General features: G+C 72.8%; 18 protein-coding genes. 10 read left to right on the plus strand and 8 right to left on the minus strand.

The window, feature by feature from the left end:
• The first annotated feature begins 44 nt into the window (after positions 1-44).
• Positions 45-512, plus strand: a complete 468-nt coding sequence (locus tag ACQPY0_RS38250; protein ID WP_432995529.1) for an NUDIX hydrolase — start codon at positions 45-47, stop codon at positions 510-512.
• Here ACQPY0_RS38250 and ACQPY0_RS38255 read toward each other — a convergent pair.
• Positions 484-1,047 (minus strand): helix-turn-helix domain-containing protein, encoded by a 564-nt coding sequence (locus ACQPY0_RS38255; RefSeq protein ID WP_432972255.1) that lies wholly within the window; start codon positions 1,045-1,047, stop codon positions 484-486. The genes ACQPY0_RS38250 and ACQPY0_RS38255 overlap by 29 nt on opposite strands.
• A gap of 48 nt (positions 1,048-1,095) precedes the next feature.
• Between ACQPY0_RS38255 and ACQPY0_RS38260 the strand changes: the two genes are divergently transcribed.
• From ACQPY0_RS38260 to ACQPY0_RS38270, 3 genes are all read left to right on the plus strand, one after another.
• On the plus strand, positions 1,096-2,556 hold the full coding sequence (locus tag ACQPY0_RS38260; protein WP_432972258.1) for a benzoate/H(+) symporter BenE family transporter: 1,461 nt from the start codon (positions 1,096-1,098) through the stop codon (positions 2,554-2,556).
• Positions 2,557-2,601: 45 nt separating this feature from the next.
• The gene (locus ACQPY0_RS38265) at positions 2,602-2,952 is read left to right on the plus strand and encodes a S24 family peptidase (protein WP_432972261.1); all 351 of its coding nucleotides are present in this window, start codon (positions 2,602-2,604) and stop codon (positions 2,950-2,952) included.
• Positions 2,953-3,301: 349 nt separating this feature from the next.
• Positions 3,302-3,748, plus strand: a complete 447-nt coding sequence (locus ACQPY0_RS38270; protein ID WP_432972264.1) for a response regulator — start codon at positions 3,302-3,304, stop codon at positions 3,746-3,748.
• On the opposite strand, the gene ACQPY0_RS38275 is transcribed toward ACQPY0_RS38270, so the two are convergent.
• Genes ACQPY0_RS38275 through ACQPY0_RS38285 form a run of 3 tightly spaced genes read right to left on the minus strand, consistent with a single transcriptional unit; the run spans position 3,724 to position 6,301 of the window.
• Entirely contained in the window at positions 3,724-4,284 is a 561-nt protein-coding gene (locus ACQPY0_RS38275; RefSeq protein ID WP_432972267.1) for a GerMN domain-containing protein, read from the minus strand. The two genes, ACQPY0_RS38270 and ACQPY0_RS38275, sit on opposite strands and share 25 nt — an antisense overlap.
• The gene (locus tag ACQPY0_RS38280; protein WP_432972270.1) at positions 4,281-5,633 is read right to left on the minus strand and encodes an ATP-binding protein; all 1,353 of its coding nucleotides are present in this window, start codon (positions 5,631-5,633) and stop codon (positions 4,281-4,283) included. The genes ACQPY0_RS38275 and ACQPY0_RS38280 overlap by 4 nt, the downstream gene beginning before the upstream one ends.
• Complete coding sequence (locus tag ACQPY0_RS38285; protein ID WP_432972273.1) at positions 5,630-6,301, minus strand: response regulator transcription factor; 672 nt, start codon at positions 6,299-6,301, stop codon at positions 5,630-5,632. Before ACQPY0_RS38285 ends, ACQPY0_RS38280 begins: the two co-directional genes overlap by 4 nt.
• A gap of 131 nt (positions 6,302-6,432) precedes the next feature.
• On the opposite strand from ACQPY0_RS38285, the gene ACQPY0_RS38290 reads away from it, so the two are divergent.
• The 3 genes from ACQPY0_RS38290 to ACQPY0_RS38300 all read left to right on the plus strand — a co-directional run bounded on the left by ACQPY0_RS38290 (position 6,433) and on the right by ACQPY0_RS38300 (position 10,105).
• Positions 6,433-6,732, plus strand: a complete 300-nt coding sequence (locus ACQPY0_RS38290; protein ID WP_432972276.1) for an STAS domain-containing protein — start codon at positions 6,433-6,435, stop codon at positions 6,730-6,732.
• A gap of 154 nt (positions 6,733-6,886) precedes the next feature.
• Complete coding sequence (locus ACQPY0_RS38295; protein ID WP_432972279.1) at positions 6,887-8,794, plus strand: potassium transporter Kup; 1,908 nt, start codon at positions 6,887-6,889, stop codon at positions 8,792-8,794.
• Positions 8,795-9,121: 327 nt separating this feature from the next.
• On the plus strand, positions 9,122-10,105 hold the full coding sequence (locus ACQPY0_RS38300; protein ID WP_432972282.1) for a magnesium transporter CorA family protein: 984 nt from the start codon (positions 9,122-9,124) through the stop codon (positions 10,103-10,105).
• Here ACQPY0_RS38300 and ACQPY0_RS38305 read toward each other — a convergent pair.
• Entirely contained in the window at positions 10,047-11,051 is a 1,005-nt protein-coding gene (locus ACQPY0_RS38305; protein WP_432972285.1) for an ArsR/SmtB family transcription factor, read from the minus strand. The genes ACQPY0_RS38300 and ACQPY0_RS38305 overlap by 59 nt on opposite strands.
• Positions 11,052-11,111: 60 nt before the next feature.
• Between ACQPY0_RS38305 and ACQPY0_RS38310 the strand changes: the two genes are divergently transcribed.
• The gene (locus tag ACQPY0_RS38310) at positions 11,112-12,314 is read left to right on the plus strand and encodes an MFS transporter (RefSeq protein WP_432972288.1); all 1,203 of its coding nucleotides are present in this window, start codon (positions 11,112-11,114) and stop codon (positions 12,312-12,314) included.
• A gap of 155 nt (positions 12,315-12,469) precedes the next feature.
• Here the strand turns inward: ACQPY0_RS38310 and ACQPY0_RS38315 are convergent, their stop codons facing one another.
• A complete protein-coding gene (locus ACQPY0_RS38315; RefSeq protein ID WP_432972291.1) occupies positions 12,470-13,351 on the minus strand; it encodes a ketopantoate reductase family protein in 882 nt (293 codons plus the stop codon).
• Between the two features lie 34 nt (positions 13,352-13,385).
• Between ACQPY0_RS38315 and ACQPY0_RS38320 the strand changes: the two genes are divergently transcribed.
• Positions 13,386-13,913: an AAA family ATPase gene (locus ACQPY0_RS38320; RefSeq protein ID WP_432972294.1), complete on the plus strand. Its 528-nt coding sequence runs from the start codon at positions 13,386-13,388 to the stop codon at positions 13,911-13,913.
• Between the two features lie 18 nt (positions 13,914-13,931).
• Positions 13,932-14,507: a GNAT family N-acetyltransferase gene (locus ACQPY0_RS38325; RefSeq protein ID WP_432972297.1), complete on the plus strand. Its 576-nt coding sequence runs from the start codon at positions 13,932-13,934 to the stop codon at positions 14,505-14,507.
• 29 nt (positions 14,508-14,536) lie between these two features.
• On the opposite strand, the gene ACQPY0_RS38330 is transcribed toward ACQPY0_RS38325, so the two are convergent.
• Together ACQPY0_RS38330 and ACQPY0_RS38335 are read right to left on the minus strand one after the other, a co-directional pair.
• A complete protein-coding gene (locus tag ACQPY0_RS38330) occupies positions 14,537-15,007 on the minus strand; it encodes a hypothetical protein (RefSeq protein ID WP_432972300.1) in 471 nt (156 codons plus the stop codon).
• The gene (locus ACQPY0_RS38335; protein ID WP_432972303.1) at positions 15,007-16,674 is read right to left on the minus strand and encodes an AMP-binding protein; all 1,668 of its coding nucleotides are present in this window, start codon (positions 16,672-16,674) and stop codon (positions 15,007-15,009) included. Before ACQPY0_RS38335 ends, ACQPY0_RS38330 begins: the two co-directional genes overlap by 1 nt.
• Positions 16,675-16,727: the final 53 nt, after the last annotated feature.

Consider the following 16,727-nt stretch of genomic DNA (forward strand, 5'->3'; position numbering starts at 1 on the left):
GCCTTCGCGGGCGTACGCGGGTTCACCGAAACCGATAGGGTCGGATCGTGGAGACTCGGAGCCGGCCGGCGGCGCGGGTGGTGTGCCTGGACGGGGCACAGCGGGTACTGCTGCTGCGTTGGAAAGATCCCGCCGATGGCTCTTGGCTGTGGGAGCCGCCCGGTGGCGGGATCGATCCGGGCGAGTCGCCGCTGCAGGCGGCCCGGCGGGAGCTGGTCGAGGAGACCGGGCTCGATGCCGGGGCGGTGCTGGACCGGTGGGTCGACGTCGAGCGGGACACGGTCTGGAACAGGGTGCGCAACGTCGCCGTCGAGCAGTTCTTCCTCGCGCGCTTCGCCGCCGAGCGGCCCGCGCTGGTGCGGACCGGGCTGCTCCCCGACGAGCAGCAGAGCCTCCACGGTCACGCCTGGCTCGACCCGGCCGGCCTCGCGGCGCTGGACGAGCACCTCGAGCCGCCGCAACTGCGCCAGGTGATCGCGCGGCTCACCGGCCCAGGGCCGTGGGCGACCTGATCAGCAGGTTGGCGACGACCTCCTCAGGACCGGCCGCCAGGTAGACGTGCGGCACGTCCGCGCGGAAGGTCACGTGCTCACCCGCCCCGGCGGCCAGCGGCGCGCCCTCGGGCCCGGCCCGCAGCATCCCCTGGTACACCGTGATGTGCTCGGTCACCCCGGTCGCGTGCGCCGGCGAGCGCTGTGCCACCCCGGGGCGCACCCGCATCCAGAACAGCTCGAACGTGGCGCCCGGCTCCTCGAAGACCTCCAGCAGCGTCGCGGTGACGGCCGCGCCGCGCACGTCCACGGCCGACGCGGGCAGCTCCCCCGGTCCAAGAACAAGAGCCGTCAGCGGTACCCCGAGTGCCCCCGCCACCGCATAGAGCGTCTCCAGCGTGGGGTTGCGGGTCCCGTGCTCCAGCCCCGACAGCGTCGCCTTGCCGATGCCGGCCGCCCGCGCCAGGGCGGAGAGCGAGACCCCGCGCGCCTCGCGCATCCGGCGCAGCCGCTCACCCACGGCCGGATCGATCCGGGTTGTCCCGCCAACGTCCATGCCGCTATTGTTGCGTTCCGTTTACGGAACGATCGGCGAAGGACCCACATGCGGCACGGCATCCTCCCCACCATCCTGGCCGGCCTGGTCAGCGCCCTCGTCGGCTACGCCAGCTCGTTCACCGTCGTGCTGGCCGGCCTGCGCGCGGTCGGCGCCACCCCGGCCCAGGCCGCCTCGGGCCTGCTCGCGGTGTGCCTGGCGATCGGGGCGACGGCGATCGGGCTCAGCGTGCGGTACCGGATGCCGATCGCCATCGCCTGGTCCACCCCCGGCGCCGCGCTGCTGGCCGCCACCGGCCCGGTCCCGGGCGGCTTCGCCGCCGCCGTCGGCGCCTTCCTGGTCGCCGCCGCGCTCATGGTCCTCGCCGGCCTGTCGCCCTGGCTGACCCGGGCGATCGCGGCGATCCCGGCACCGATCGCCGGCGCCATGCTCGCGGGCGTGATCCTGAGCCTGTGCACGGCCCCCGTCCGGGCCATGATCGACCTGCCGCTGCTGGCCACCCCGGTCGTGCTGACCTGGGCGGTACTGTTCCGCTTCGCCCGCCAGTGGGCGGTGCCGGGCGCGCTGCTGGCCGCCGTGGCCGCCATCGCCGTGCACGGAACCGGCGGCACCCTGGCCGGCGCGTCGCTCAGCCCGCACCCGGTGCTGAGCGCGCCCACGCTCAATCTCTCGGTCGTGGTGAGCATCGCGATCCCGCTGTTCCTGGTGACGATGGCGGCCCAGAACGTACCGGGAATGGCGGTCATGGCGGCCAACGGCTACACGCCGCCGCTGCGCCCGCTGCTGGTCGTCACCGGCGTGGCGAACGCGGCGGTCGCCCCGTTCGGCGGCCACGCGGTGAACCTGGCCGCGATCACCGCCGCCCTGACCGCCGGCCCCGACACCCACCCGGACCCGCGCCGCCGCTGGGTCGCGACCGTCGCGATGGGCGGCGGCCAGCTGGCCCTGGGTTTGGGCGCGTCCCTGGCGATGGCGCTGGTCCTGCTGTCCCCGCCGATCCTGGTGGTGGCGGTGGCCGGCCTGGCGCTGCTGCCGGCGCTGGGCTCGTCGCTGGCCTCGGCCGTGACCCAGCCGGAGGGCCGCGAGGCCGCTGTCGTCACGTTCGTGGTGACGGCGTCGGGCACCACGATCCTGGGCATCGGCTCGGCGTTCTGGGGCCTGCTGGCAGGCGGGCTGACCGCGCTGCTCCTGCACCGCCGCCGCCCGGCCCCCGCCGCGACGGCCTCGAGCACCCCGCCTTCCACGGCAAACGCACCCGAGCCGCACTCCGCCAACACGCCAACCACCGCGGGCAACGAACCAGCACCCGCGCGCAACACGGCTCCCACCGCAGACGTCACGGCGCCGCCGGACCACAACACGCCTTCCACCGCGGGCAACGAACCAGCACCCGCGCGCAGCACGACGTTCACCGCGGACACCGCTGCGCCGCTCGGTCGCGACGCGGCTTCCGGCATGGGCGACGCATGTGCTGGCGACGGCAGCACCCGCGAGCCGGCCCGCCCGTAAAAATCGGTCGCGGCGGGGCCAGTTCGCCGCGACGCTGTGGTCACGATGGGAATGCTCGACCTCATGGCCGCCCGGGTGGCCGCCGGCGAAACGGTCCGCTTCCGCCCGACCGGCAACTCGATGACGCCCCTGATCCGCAGCCGCGCCCTGGTCACCGTCGAACCGGTCGACCCCGCCCGCGTCGAGCCCGGCGACATCGTTCTGGCCAAGGTCGCCGGCACCGTGTACATCCACCTGGTCTCCGCCGTCGACCACGCGGCCAGGCGAGTCCAGATCAGCAACAACCACGGCCGGGTCAACGGCTGGACCAACCACGCCCGCGTCTTCGGCCTCTGCACCGCCGTCGACGACGCCCCCCGTCCCCGCACCGCCGGCAAGCGGCGAGACCGGCGCTGATCAGACGCGGGCACCGCCGGTCAGGCGGCCGTGGTACATCGACCGGGCGCCGCCCACCGGATCGGCGGAGGTCTCCCACGACCGCCACCACCCCTCGTCGGGCAGCCCCAGCTCCCGCCCGGAAGCCGAGACCCCATCGACCGTACGATCAGCTCCCCGCGCCGCACCCACATGACCATCCGCCGGCGTCAGCCCCCAGCCAGATCAAGCGGCGGTGTACCAGCGACCTGCGCAGCGGGTCGCACATCCGGGTCAGTGTCGACAGTGCCCGCCGGGTGGATCCGGGCCAGGCAGGTGCATTATCGTAAGAGCGGAATATTGCACAGTTGCAATAAAATATGAGGAGCCAATGGACCTCGCGCACATCCTGCTGGTCGAGGACGACGCGGGCGATGTCGCGTATACGGTCGACGAGTTCCGCGAGCACCGGCTGCGCAACCCGCTGACCGTGCTCGGCGACGGCCTCGAGGCCATCGACTACCTCGAGCGGCGCGGCGCGTACGCCGAGGCGCCCACCCCGGACATCCTGCTGCTGGACCTCAACCTGCCCGGCGTCGACGGGCGCGTGGTGCTCGACCGGGTGCTGGGCAACCCGCGCCTGGCCGACCTGACTGTCGTGGTGCTCACCAGCTCGCCGCTGGAGGAGCAGCTGCTGCGCGACTTCGGGGTGCCCTCGGAGTTCTACTTCCGCAAGCCCGTCGACTTCACGCAGCTCGCCGCCCTCATCCGCAGCGTGGACCAGTTCAGCCTCGTCGTGGAGCGGCCCGGTGGTCAGCGCGAGATCAGGCTCGCGTAGTCGTCCTCGGTCAGCGGCTCCCGGGTGAGGGCGCCGTCGGCCCCCGGTACCTCCATCGTGCGGCCCTCCTGCGTGAACCGCACGGCCACGATGTCGGCGCGGGCCGACAGGGTGCAGACGATCTGACCGTAGGCGAGGATCTCGTCGTTGCGGATCGGGTTGTCCGCCGACAGCCCGACGACGGCGGTGCCGTTTCGCAGCTGTACGCCGGTGATGATGTCGGTCCCGGCCAGCGCGCTGTCGAGCCCGGCGTCGCGTTCCTGCGGGGTCGGGCCGGTGACCAGGTCCTCGATCTGCTGCTGCGGGCTCGGAACGGACTCGACCCGCCGGTCGACGGCGACGAGTTGGTTGTCGCGGACCAGGAACAGCCGCTCCACCACCGTGCCGGGCGAGACGACGGGCCCGCCCATCGGGCCCTCGTAGGAGCCGATGGTCACCGACGGCTCGATCGGGCGCGGCTCGCTGTCGGTGGGCACCCCGCAGCCGCCCAGCGCGAGGACCGCGGCGACGGCCGCAGCGCAGCGACGCGGCCTCACCGCGCCCCCGGCAGCTCGATGCGGAAGCGGGCGCCGCCGCCGGGCCGGTCCAGCACGGCGACCCGGCCCCCGTGCGCGGCGACATGCTGGGCGACCAGGGACAGCCCCAGGCCGGTGCCGGCGTCGTTGCCGCGGGCGCCGGAGGAGCGGCCGCGGACGAACCGGTCGAAGATGACGTCGCGCTCGGCCGGATTGACGCCGGGGCCCTCGTCGTCGACCTCGATGCTGCCATCGCGCCCGCGACCCGCCACGCGCACGGCGACCGGCCCACCGCCGTGGGTGACCGCGTTGTCGAGCAGGTTGACCAGCACCTGCTCGATGCGCCGCCGGTCGACGGTCCAGCGCACGGTCTCGGCGCACTGGACGATCGCCGGGTCCAGGCCGCGGCGCTGGACGGCCCGGCGGGCCAGCTCACCGATGTCGACCGGGGCGAGCTGGGCCGGCAGGTCGCCGCGGGAGAGCTCCAGCAGGTCGTCGACGAGCGACTGGAACCGGTCGAGCTCGGCCACGACCAGGCCGGCGGCGGTGGCGGTGCGCTCGTCGAGCTGGTCGCGGCGGCGCTCCAGCACGCTCGCCGAGGCGGCCAGCGTCTGCAGCGGGGAGCGCAGCTCGTGGCTGACGTCGGCGGCGAAGCGGCGGTCGCGCTCGATACGCCGGGAGAGCTGGTCGACCATCTCGTTGAACGACGTCGACAGGCGCTCCAGGTCCGGGTCGGTGGCGGGGTCGAGCCGGGCGCTGAGGTCACCGGCGGTGATGCCCTGGGCGGCGTCGGCGACCGAGCGCAGGGGGCGCAGGACGTAGCGGGTGGCGTACCAGCCGAGGCCCGCGCCGCCGACGGCGACCGCCGAGGCGACGAGCGTGAGGACCCAGCCGAGGGTCCGCAGCGTCTGGTCGAGCTCGCGCAGGTAGTCGATCTCGTACAGCGCGGTCGCCGGCGTCAGCAGGATGCCCACGACCACGACCGGCACCCCGTCGACGCGCAGCCGCTGGATGCCCTGGCCGCTGTCGCTGACCATGCGCTGCAGGCTCTGCGGCACGGCGGTCGCGGCGCCGCTGTCGGCGTTGCGCGCGTACCAGTGCCCGAGGTGGAACACCAGGACCCGCCGGTTGCCGCCGGTGTCCAGCGAGCGCAGCATCGCGGCGATGTCGGGCCGGTCGGTGTTGAGCCCGGCCGCGACGACCCGCGCGTCGAAGGTCGCCGAGCGCACCGCGGAGCGCTCCCGGCCGCCGATCAGGGCACTGCGCGTCACCTCGTACGACACCAGCGCCATCGACGCCGACAGCGTCAGCGCCCCGGCCGCGAACCCGGCCACCACCCGTGTGCGCAGCCCCGCGCGCCACCTGCTCATCGCTGCAGCTTGTACCCCATGCCGCGCACGGTCACAAGGTACCGCGGCTGCTTGGAGTCCTTCTCGATCTTCTGCCGCAGGCGCCCGACGTGCACGTCCACGAGCCGCTCGTCGCCGATCTCGTACTCCCACACGCGCTGCAGCAGCTGCTGGCGGCTCAGCACCTGCCCGGGGTGCTCGGCGAGCTCGCAGAGCAGGCGGAACTCGGTGCGGGTGACCGCGACCGCCTCGCCGCCGATGCGCACCTCCCCCGCCTCCGGCTGGATCTCCATGTCCCCGAAGTGCAGGCTGGACATCGCCTGCACCGTGCGCCCGCGCCGGCGCAGGGCCCGCAGCCGGGCCGAGAGCTCCTTCACCGCGACCGGCTTGATCAGATAGTCATCGGCCCCGGCCTCCAGCGCCGCCACGATGTCGTGGGTGTCGTCGCGTGCGCTGATGACGACGATCGGCACGTCGTCGCTGCGCCGCAGCTGCCGGATGCACTCGAACCCGTCGACGCCGGGCAGCATCAGGTCGACGAGCACCGTGTCGGCGGCCTCCTCACGCTGTGCGACCAGCCCCTCCTCCGCGCTCGCCGCGCCGCGGACGGTGTATCCCTCGTCCTCCAGCGCCAGCGACAGCGAGAGCCGGATCCGGTCGTCGTCCTCGATCACCAGCACGCCTGCCATAGAGGAATCATGCCGTCCGCGGGGCCTCACCCACCACCTGGCCCCACCCCCGTGACCTCGGCGGATGCGAAGTCATACAACCGTCACAGTTCCGGGAAAGGTTCTCCACATCGACGCCGAACGCTGGGGAGATGCACATCGCCGACCCCACGACCCCGATAATCGAGGTGGTGATCACCGAGGAGCTGGACGCCGCATCGGTACCCCGCTTCTCCGCTCTGCTGCACGAGGCCGTCGACCTCCGCCCGGCCCGCCTGGTGGTCGATCTCGCGGAGTGCCCGTTCATCGACGCCGCCGGCATCGGCATGCTCCTGGACGTTCACCGCCGCCTGTGGACCGAGGGTGGCCGGCTGACCCTGCGCTCCCCCGGCCCGCGGGTCACGCGCACCCTGGAACTGGCCCGCGTCGAGCACGTCCTGCACGTGCAGTAGCCCGCAGCCACCTTCCCGCGCGCCTTCCCCCGCCGTTACTCGCACGATCCTGGCCGAGGTGCGCTCGTTCGTATCCAGCTAACGGGGGCGCACGACCCTTGGGCCCTGTACTGTCCGCGCGAAGGGCAGTACCGGGCTCAAGGGGGTTCATGCCGTGAGCGGACGACAGCAGAGCGTGAGTGTCGGGCTGGTCGTCGGCGCGCTCGGCGTGGTGTTCGGCGACATCGGCACGAGCCCCATCTACACGCTGCAGACGGTGTTCAACCCCGAGGACCCGCACCCGGTCCCGGTGAGCGCCGAACACGTGTACGGCGTCGTGTCGCTGATCTTCTGGTCCGTGACGATCATCGTGACGGTGACGTACGTGCTGCTGGCCATGCGCGCCGACAACGACGGCGAGGGCGGCATCATGGCCCTCATCACGCTGGCGCGGCGCCTCGGCGGGCAGACCCGGGGCCGGCGGACCGCCGCCTTCCTCGCCGGGCTCGGCATCTTCGGCGCGGCGCTGTTCTTCGGCGACAGCATGATCACCCCGGCGATCTCGGTGCTGTCCGCGGTCGAGGGCCTCAAGGTGGTCCAGCCCTCGCTGGCGGAGCTGATCGTGCCCATCACCGCGGTCATCATCGTGGCGCTGTTCCTGGTGCAGCGGCGCGGCACCGCGGCGGTCGGCAAGGTGTTCGGCCCGGTGATGATCCTGTGGTTCGTGACCATCGGCGGGCTCGGCATCGACGGCATCACCCGGCACCCGGCGATCCTCAAGGCGCTCTCCCCGACCTACGCGGTCGGGTTCCTCGCCGGGCACTTCGACATCGCGTTCTTCTCGCTCGCCGCCGTCGTGCTCGCGGTGACGGGGGCGGAGGCGCTGTACGCCGACATGGGCCACTTCGGCCGCCGGGCCATCACGCGCGGCTGGCTGCTGCTGGTGTTCCCGGCGTGCATCCTGAGCTACCTGGGGCAGGGCGCGCTGGTGCTGCAGAACCCCGCGCACGTCGCCAGCCCGTTCTTCCTGCTGGCGCCGTCCTGGCTGCGGCTGCCGCTGGTGCTGCTCGCGACCGTGGCGACGGTCATCGCCTCGCAGGCGGTCATCACCGGGGCGTACTCGGTCGCCTCGCAGGCCGCGCAGCTGGGCTACCTGCCACGGCTACGGGTGGCGCACACGTCCGCGGAGCAGATCGGGCAGATCTACGTACCGTGGATCAACTGGCTGCTCATGGTCTCCGTGCTGACGCTGGTCTTCGCGTTTCGCAGCTCGGCGGCGCTGGCGTTCGCCTTCGGCATGGCGGTCACCGGCACCATCACCATCACCACGCTGATGTTCTTCTACATCGCCCGGCGCAAGTGGCGTACCCCGCGCTGGGTGCTCATCGGCGGCGGGGCCGTGCTGCTGCTGGTCGACCTGCTCTTCGTCGGCGCGAACCTCACCAAGCTCGTCCACGGCGCCTGGCTGCCGCTGCTCATCGCCCTGACCGCGTTCACGGTGATGACCACGTGGCGGCGCGGCCGGGAGATCGTCACCGCCGAGCGCAAACGGCAGGAGGGCCCGCTGCGGGAGTTCATCAACCGGCTGCGCACCGACCCGTCGCTGACCCGCGTGGTGCCGGGCACGTCGGTGTTCCTCAACCGCGGCAAGGAGACCACGCCGCTGGCGATGCGGGCCAACGTCGAGCACAACCACGTCCGCCACGAACACGTGCTGATCCTGTCGATCGAGACCCAGCCGGTGCCGCGCGTGCCCGACGAGCAGCGCATCACCGTCGACGACCTCGGCTACGCCGACGACGGGATCGTCCACGTGACGGTCCGCTTCGGCTACATGGACACCCAGAACCTCCCGGTCGCGCTGCGCCTGCTCGACCCGGGCACGACCGAGGGCGCGCCGCAACTGGACCAGGCGTCATACTTCCTGTCGAAGATCGAGCTACGCCGGGGCGACTCGCCCACCATGGCCGACTGGCGCAAACGCCTGTTCATCGCCACGTCCTACATCACCGCGGACGCCGCCGAGCACTTCTACCTGCCCCGCGACCGCACGGTCATCATGGGCTCCCACATCGAGGTCTGACGGAAGGTGATGGTCCAGTTACGCGGCTGGGGCTGGATTTGGAGGTGTCGGCTAAGCTCAGGACATCGAAGGAACGCACGCCACCGACCGGCTTCCCTAGCGGGTCTCAGCGGTAGCTCGACCCGGAATGTGCTGCCCTCGTCGACCGCACTGGCCACCTCGATCGCGCCCGCGTGATCGAGCACGATCCGCCGGGCGGTGGGGAGGCCCAGGCCGCTGCCGCAAGATCTGGACGGTGCTATCGCCGCGTCACCGGCCGCGACGCGCTGAGAAAGTTCACGGTTCCCCGCCTGGCGGGCGGCGGGGCGGGCTGGCATGCTTCGCCGCATGGACGTCCGGCTCATCCTGCCCGGCGGGGTCACCACCCACACCGCGGACGAGCTGCCGGCGCTGCTCACGCGCGAGGACGGCATCGTCTGGGTCGACGTCGCCACCTGCGACCCCGAGGCCGCGACGACCCTGGGCGACGCGTTCGGCTTCCATCCGCTCGCCCTGCGCGACGCCGCCGTACGCAACCGCGTGCCGAAGGTCCACCCGTACACGGACCACGTCTTCGTGATCCTGCACGCGCCGCACTCCGGCGCCCGCGGGCACGTGCACTACGTCGAGCTCGACCAGTTCATCGGGCCGCGATACCTCGTGACGATCCACGGCCCGGTGAACCCCGCCGTCCCGCCGGACGTGCCGCTGCGCCAGACCCGCGACGTGCTGCGCCGCATCGAGTCGGGCCGGTTCTCGCCCGCCTCGGCGTTCGAGCTGTCCTACGCGATCGTCTCGGCGATCAGCCGGCTGCAGGAGACGATGGTGGAGGACGTCACCGGCGAGGTGTGGCGGCTGGAGCAGCGGGTCACCGCCGGCCACCTCGGCAACCCCGAGCAGTTCCTCGAAGAACTCTTCCAGGCCCGGCACGGTCTGCTGGCCGTGCGCACGATGGCCGCGCTCGGCGGCGCGATCTACGGCCGCCTGGCCGGCCTGCCCCGGGCGGTCCCCGCCGACGCGCAGCACCTGGTCGCCGACGTCGTCGACCAGTTCGCCCGGGTCCGCACGGTGGCCGACGGCGAGCGAGAGTATCTGCAGGGCGTCATCGAGTTCTACAAGGCCCGCACCGACACGAAGATGACGATCGCGGCCGAACGCCTGGCGGTCATCGCCGCCATCACGCTGCCGATCACGGCACTGTCATCGGTGTACGGCATGAACCTCATCGTCAACGACCACACCCAGACCTCCCACCTGGTCGCGGTCCTGGTCATCATGGCCGTGATGTCGGCGACCCTGCTCGGCTGGGCCCGCCGCCAGGGCTGGTGGTAGCCGCCAGCGCGTTGCCCAGGGACGTTCGGTAGTACAGAACCGAGCGGCCCGCCCGGCGGCGGTCGGTCAGGCCCGCGTCCAGCAGGACCCGCAGGTGGCCGCCGACCGATCCCAACGGCTGGCTCGTCAGGGCGACCAGCTGGGTCGTGCTCTTCGGGGCGTCCAGCAGCATCAGGATGCACGCCCGGGCCGGGCCGATCAGGCGGGCGAGCGCCTCCGGCGGTACGGTATCCGGTCCCTGCGCCAGCCATCCCGTGCACGGGTAGACGACCGCGTGCACGTCCGCCGGCTCCTCCCAGCTGACCCAGCCGCGGTGCGCGGTCGTCGGGACGAACAGCAGGCGGCTGCCGGTGATGTCGCGGGGCGGGTAGTCGTAGGTGTTGATCTGCAGCCGGCCGTCGCCCAGCCAGCGCATTCCCGGGCGCATGCCGTCGAGGACGGCCGTCCAGCCGCCGGTGCCCAGCCGCTCGGTCCGCGACACGATGTCGGCCTCGAAGACGCGGCGGCGACGGTCCCAGCTCGGCCGTACCGTATGCCGCCAGACCCACTCCACCAGCGCCGCGGCCCGTCCCACCACGCCCGGCTCGTGCAGCACCGGCGCCAGCGGCCGGTCCAGCGTCTCGGCGATGTCCTGCCGGGCCTGCTCGTCGGTGGTGTCGGCCAGCCGGGCGAGCTCGGCTTCGAACGACTCGCTCCGCGGCGGCTTCACCAGGAAGTCGGCGAGCCAGCCCGGCCGGATCGCGTCGCGCAGGAACGGCAGGGCGAACGGGTCGCCGGCCCAGCGGGCCCGGAACGCGGGCAGCGCCGTCGTGAGCCAGTCGCGCTGGCTCGCCGAGACCCGGTGCTGGCCGTTGAGCGCGGCCAGGCAGCCGACCGTCTCCACCATCGGCGAGACCACGAACCGGCTGCCGGCCAGCACGTCGGCCGAGATCCGCCAGAACCCCATGGTTTCGCCTCCAACCGAAACTCTACCGTGGCCGTCGATGCGGGCCCCAGACTGCCGATCATGCGCACGTACCGCGAACTCTTCGCCGCCGCCGAGTTCCGGGCCCTGTTCGCCACGGTCTCGGCCCAGGTCGCGGCCCAGACGGTGGCCGGCATCGCCCTCGCCACGCTCGTTTACGGCGCGACCGGCTCCCCGCTGCTGTCCGCCCTGAGCATGTTCGGCTCGTCGTTCGCCCAGGTCGTCGGGGCCGCGACGCTGCTGTCGGCCGCCGACCGGCTGCCGCCGCGCGCCGCCCTGGCGGGCCTGGCCGCGTTCACCGCGCTGACGACCGCGGTCCTGGCGATCCCGGGGCTGCCGATCGGCGCGGTGCTGGGCGTGGTGCTGCTGCAGGGGCTGGGCGCGTCGATCGGCGGCGGCGTCCGCTTCGGCCTGCTGGCGGAGATCGTTCCCGACGAGGGCTACCTGCTGGGGCGCTCGCTGCTCAACATGTCGGTCGGCGCGATGCAGATCGCCGGGTTCGCCACGGGCGGGCTGCTGCTCGCGACCCTCGATCCCGCGGCGGTACTGCTGACAAGCTCCGCCCTGAGCCTGCTGGCGGCCCTGGTCGCCCGCCTGGGCCTGTCCGCCCGCGCGCCCCGCACCACCGGGCGGGCCTCGATCCGGGCGACCTGGCGGGGCAACCGGGAGCTGCTGTCCTCGCCCGCGCGCCGGGCCGTCTACCTGGGCCTGTGGATCCCCAACGGCCTGATCGTCGGCTGCGAGGCCCTCTTCGTCCCGTACTCGCCAGGCTCCGCCGGCGCCCTGTTCGTCGCCGCCGCCCTCGGCATGCTCGCCGGGGACATGCTGGCCGGGCGGTTCCTGCCGGCCCGGCTACGCCGCCCGCTGACGACCCCCGTCCAGCTGCTGCTCGCCGTGCCCTACCTCGCCTTCGCCGCCGCCCCGCCCCTGGCCGTCGCGCTGCCGCTCGTGGTGATCGCCTCGGTGGGGTACTGCGGCAGCCTCCTGCTGCAGGACCGTCTCGTCGAACTGACCCCGGCGCAGCTGCGCGGTCACTCCCTGGGCCTGCACACTTCGGGCATGGTCACGATGCAGGCGGTCGGTGCGACGCTGGCCGGCGCCGTGGCCCAGACGATGCCGGCCGGGCGGGCGATGGCGGTCATGGCGGTCGCCTCGATCGCCGTCTCGGCGCTGCTGGCCCGCGCGTATCGCCGGCCGGCGCCGGTTGACCTTCACGCTACGGCAGGGGTCACCGTGCGGGCATGAACCGACGCGGAGTCCGGCTGGTGAGCACGATCCCCGGCGAGCCGTGGCGGCCCAAGGAGGCGTTTCACGCGGTCGCCCGGCATTACCAGCGGCATGGGTGACCCGGGTCCCACTCCGCTTTCCAGACCCTACCATCCCCGGAAAACTTGGATCTCTCAATGTGACGCGGCGTTGTCGCGCTGTCGCAGCTCGGTCACCACCCGCTCGGTCGCCGGGGTCGGGATGCCCAGCGTCTTGCCCGCACGCAGGATCGCGCCGCCGATCGCGTCGAGCTCCAGGGGCCGGCCCGCCTCCGCGTCGCGCAGCATCGAGGACTTCATCGGCGCCGGGATCTGGTCGACGAGGCCGAGCACCGCCTCCTGGTCGGTCCGGCAGCCGTTGGCCCGGGCGAGCGCGGCGACCTCCGCGACGATGTCGACGAGGTCGTCGCGGCGCATCTCGCGGGCGGTGCCGACGCCGGCCCGGGCCGCGGTCGTGATCAGGGCGAGCGGGGCCAGCATCGACAGCTTGTCCCACAGCAGCTCGGACTCGCTGTCGCGGACCGCGACGTCGAGGCCCGCCCCGCCGAGCAGCGCCGCGACGGTTTCGGCGCCGTCGCCCGCGACCTCGACCAGGCAGAACTGGCTGGTGTGCTCGATGCGGCCGGGCGCGGTCCGGGTGCTCTCGACGCGGATGGAGCCGGCGACGACCCGCGCGGCCGGGTAACGCTCGCGCAGGACGCCCATGTGGTCGACGCCGTTGAGCAGTGGCAGAATGAGGTCCGCACCGCCCGCCGGGACGCGCTGCAGCGCATCGGGCAGCGTCGTGGCCTTGGTCGCCACCACGCACAGGTCCACCGGCGACCCCAGCGCCTCGACGGCCGCTGCCGGGACGGTGAAATTCCCGAACCGCACGCTGTGCACCTCGATGCCGCCCGCGTTCAGCCGGGCCGCGGTCTCGGGACGGGCCACGTAGAGCACGTCGTGGCCGGCGCGGGCCAGCAGCGCGCCGACCAGCCCACCGACGCCACCCGGGCCCACGATCGCGACGTTCGCCATGCCATCCAACCTAACCCGACCCCTGGAGGCCGCCATGACCCGCAGGTATGTGCTGACCGGAGCGCCCGGCGCCGGCAAGACCACGATCGCCCGCGCGCTGCGCGAACGCGGATACCCGGTGATCGACGAGGCCGCGACCGACGTCATCGGCGCGACGCCGGAGCTGGAGGCCGACGGGCCGGCGTTCCTCGACCGGATCGTCGCCGTGCAGCGGGCGCGGCAGCTCGCGGCGCGCGGGCCGATCCAGGTGTTCGACCGCTCGCCCGTGTGCACCCTCGCGCTCGCCGCGTACAGCAACCTCATCCCGACGGCGGCGCTGGCCGCGGAGGCCACGCGGATCGAGCGCGACAAGACGTACGAACGCCGCGTCCTCTTCGTGCGCCTGATGGGCTTCATCGTGCCGACGGCGGCGCGGCGGATCGACCTGCGCGAGTCGCAGCGCTTCGAGCGCATCCACGAGGAGGTGTACCGCGGGCTGGGCTACGAGCTCGTCGAGGTCCCGCCCGCGCCGCTGCCCGAGCGCGTCGAGCTCGTCGCCCGCGTCATCGCCGGATCCGGCTGAGCGGGCTATGTTTCGGGAATGCTGCACGCTGCCGAGGTCTTCCCGCTCGCGGTGCTCACCACCGAACGGCTGGTCCTGCGCCCGCTCACCGCGTCGGACGCCCCGGACGTGCACGCCGCCTGGCAGGACCCGGCGTTCGTCGGCAACGCGCCCGTCGGGTATCCGTACGCGGGCGCCGACCTGCCCACCGCCGTCGCCTGGTGCACAGCCGCCATCGAGCGGCAGCGCCAGGACGGCCGCGGGATCGGCTTCGCGGTGGAGCCCCGCGCCGGCGGCCGGCTGGCCGGGCACGTGTCGCTGTTCAACACCGACTGGTCCGCCCGCACCGCGGAGATGCACTACTGGACCGCGCCGTGGGCGCGCGGGCGGCGCTACGCCGCCGAGGCGGCGGCGGAGGTGGCGCGGTGGGCGCTGACGGAGCGCGGGATGGAGCGCGTCCACCTGCAGGCCGACACCGCCAACACGGCGTCGCGACGGACCGCGCAGGCCGCGGGCTTCCATTTCGAGGGCGTACTGCGAAGCCTCGCACCAAATCGCGCCGGCACCCGCGCGGACATGGCGGTGTACAGCCTCATCCCCGCCGACCTCGCCTGAAGATTCCAGCGCTCGTCCCTCTTACCGTCTCACCGCGTGACGGTCCCGTCCGCCCCGGCCACGAACGGCCGGTAGCGCAGCGCCTCGTCGACGATCTGCAGGTCGGTGGCGTTCTCGAACCCCGGTTTCGGCCAGAAGATGAGGTTGCTGACGCGGGGATCGAGCACGTTGGCCTCCAGCACCCCCAGGTAGTAATCGGTGTCGCCCTCCACGGCGCGGATCCGGCGGACGACCTCGGCCAGCTCCTCCCGGCTCACGCCGGGCACGCGGACCGGCACCGGCTGCGCCGCCTCCCGAACCAGTTCGTCGACGTCGGAGCAGCGCAGGCGGAAGCTCTCCGCGTCATACTGATGCCCGGTCGCCGCGTTGAACGCCTCGATCGCCGCCCCGACGTCCTCCCCGTCCGCGATCCGGTCGACGATGTCCTCCGCGGCCGCGGTCAGCTCCGCGTAACGCTCCGGCGGCACCTCGACCGCGCACAACTCCGCTCGCAGCTCCATCAGACCTCCCAGAACTCCCCCGCTGGCCGGCTCGCCGGATCCGGATGCTTGGCTTCCTCCTGGCCGCGCAGCTCGACCCGGCGGATCTTGCCCGAGATGGTCTTCGGCAGCTCGGCGAACTCGATGCGGCGGATGCGCTGGAACGGCGACAGGTGAGCGCGGCAGTGCTCGAAGATCTTGCGGGCCGTCTCCTCGCTGGGCTCCCAGCCGGCCGCGAGCACCACATACGCCTTCGGCACGGCCAGGCGGACCGGGTCGGGCGACGGGACGACCGCGGCCTCGACCACGGCGTCGTGCTCGATCAGGACGCTCTCCAGCTCGAACGGGGAGATGCGGTAGTCGGAGGCCTTGAACACGTCGTCGGCGCGGCCCACGTAGGTGATGTAGCCGTCGGCGTCGCGGGAGCCGATGTCGCCGGTGTGGTAGTAGCCGCCGGCCATCGCCTCGTCGGTGCGGGCAGGGTCGCCGTGATAGCCGTTCATGAGGCCCAGCGGGCGCCGGGACAGGCCCAGGCAGATCTCGCCCTCGTCGGCGGGGTCGCCGGTGACGGGGTCGATGAGCGCGACCGTGTATCCGGGGACCGGGCGGCCCATCGAGCCCGGCTTCACCGGCTGGTTGGGCGGGTTGGCGATCTGCACCGTCGTCTCGGTCTGGCCGAAGCCGTCGCGGATCGTCACGCCCCACGCCTTCTGGACCTGCTCGATGACCTCCGGGTTGAGCGGCTCGCCGGCCCCGACGACCAGGCGGGGCGGGGTTGCCAGCTGCGCGAGGTCGGACTGGATGAGCATCCGCCACACCGTCGGCGGGGCGCAGAAGCTCGTCACGCCGCAGCGCTGCATCTCGCGCATCAGGCCCGCCGCGTCGAAGCGCGTGTAGTTGTAGATGAACACGCACGCCTGCGCGTTCCACGGGGCGAAGACGTTGCTCCAGGCGTGCTTGGCCCAGCCGGGCGAGGAGATGTTGAGGTGCACGTCGCCGGGCTGCAACCCGATCCAGTACATCGTGGAGAGGTGTCCGACCGGATAGGACGCGTGCGTGTGCTCGACCAGCTTCGGCCGGGCGGTGGTGCCGGAGGTGAAGTAGAGCAGCAGCGTGTCCGAGGCCCGCGTCGGCCCGTCCGGGGTGAACGTGGCGTCGTCGGCCAGCGTGTAGGGCAGCCAGCCCTCGACCTCGCCGCCGACGGCGATCCGGGTCACCGCCGGGTCGACGCCCGAGAACTTCGGCGCCGCGGCCGCCGTGGCGATGACATGCCCGGCGCCGCCGCGCAGCACCCGGTCGCGGGCGTCGGCCGGGCCGAGCAGCGGCGTGGCGGGGATGATGACCGCGCCGAGCTTCATCGCGGCCAGAATCGTGTCCCACAGCTCGACCTGGTTGCCAAGCATGAGCACGAGCCGGTCGCCGCGGCCCACGCCCTGCTCCCGTAGCCAGTTGGCGAGGCGGTTGGAGCGGGCGGACATCTCCGCGTAGGAGAACCGCTGCTCGCGCCCGTCCTCCTCGACGATCCACAGCGCGGGCGCGTCGTTTCCGGCCGCCACGGCGTCGAACCAGTCCAGCGCCCAGTTGAACTCGCCGAGCTCGGGCCAGCGGAACTGCTCCACCGCGGCGGAATAGTCCTCCCGAGTGGCCAGCAGCAGGTCACGGGCCTCTTTGAACGACGAGTACGACATGCCGGCCAGCCTACGTCCGCCGGGCGCATCGATGGGAGCCCGCCGCCGCCGAC

The organism is Dactylosporangium sp. CA-233914 (assembly GCF_050942935.1).
Classification (GTDB): domain Bacteria; phylum Actinomycetota; class Actinomycetes; order Mycobacteriales; family Micromonosporaceae; genus Dactylosporangium.